2 protein-coding genes are annotated in these 1,018 nt (G+C 72.5%); both read left to right on the top strand.

Annotated elements, in window-relative coordinates; translation table 11 throughout:
* The coding region (locus LQT98_RS15230) for a beta-ketoacyl reductase (RefSeq protein WP_231463292.1) at positions 1-855 on the top strand (855 nt) is incomplete at its 5' end.
* On the top strand, positions 852-1,018 hold a 167-nt coding region (locus LQT98_RS24195), incomplete at its 3' end, for a TubC N-terminal docking domain-related protein (protein ID WP_407928954.1). The genes LQT98_RS15230 and LQT98_RS24195, both read left to right, overlap by 4 nt.

Here is a 1,018-nt window from a genome sequence, read left to right as displayed (position 1 = left end):
GTCCAGCGTCGCGTCGCGCACTGCGCGGGCATTGTGCGCGACGCGACGCTGGACGCGCTGGACGCCGCGGCCTTCGCCGAGACCCTGCGCGCCAAGGTGGGCGGCGCGGTCTTGCTGGACCGGCTGACCGAGGCCGAGCCGCTGGACTTCTTCCTGTTGTATTCGTCCATCTCCGCGGCGGTCGGCCGTCACGGCCAGGCCGCCTACGCCGCCGCCAACGGCTATCTCGACGCGCTGGTGCAGCGGCGGCGCTTGCGCGCGCGGCCGGCGCTGTCCATAGGCTGGGGGTCGTGGGCGGCCGGCATGGGCGCGGCCGACGCGAAGACGGCGGAACGGATTCGCGCCGGCGGCCTGAACCCGCTGAGCGAGGGCGAGGCCTTCGCCGCGCTGGAACGGGCGTTCACCGGCGAGCCGCATCTGGTGGTGGCCGCGATCGATCTTGCGCGGATCGCGGCGCAGCCCGATCTGCCGCCGCTGATCGAAGGCCTGGTCGGCCGCGCGCCGGCGGCGAATGCGCGGACCCTGTCTTTCGACCAACTGCGCGGCCGTCCCGCCGGCGAGCGCCGCGCGCGGGTCGCCGATTATCTGGACGCGGAACTGCGCGCGGTGCTGTCCAGCCCGGCCGCCTTGCCGCGTCAGACTTCGCTGCTGGACCTGGGCGTGGACTCGCTGACCGGCGCGGAACTGCGCAACGCGCTTGAGCGCGCGCTGGGGGTGTCCGTCGCGATCTCGCACCTGATCGACGGCTCCTCGCTGGACGAACTGATCGACCAGGTGATGGCGCAACTGGAGCGCAAGCTGGTGACGGAACAACATTCGGCCGCGGGCGCCGACACGGAGGAAATCACGCTATGACCATGGCACGGCTCATGACCGATCTTGCCGACGCGGGCGTCACGCTGCATCGTCGCGGCGACCAGCTTCAGGTACAGGCGCCGCAGGGCGCGCTCGACGCCGCGCTGGTCGCGCGGCTGCGCGAGGCCAAGGAGGCGCTGCTGAGCGTGCTCGACGACGAAGG

The organism is Chromobacterium aquaticum, from assembly GCF_021129195.1.
In the GTDB taxonomy this organism is placed as follows: Bacteria; Pseudomonadota; Gammaproteobacteria; order Burkholderiales; family Chromobacteriaceae; genus Chromobacterium; species Chromobacterium aquaticum.
The sequence above is the reverse complement of the archived record's forward strand: the minus strand, read 5'-3'. Positions and strand labels throughout refer to the sequence as shown.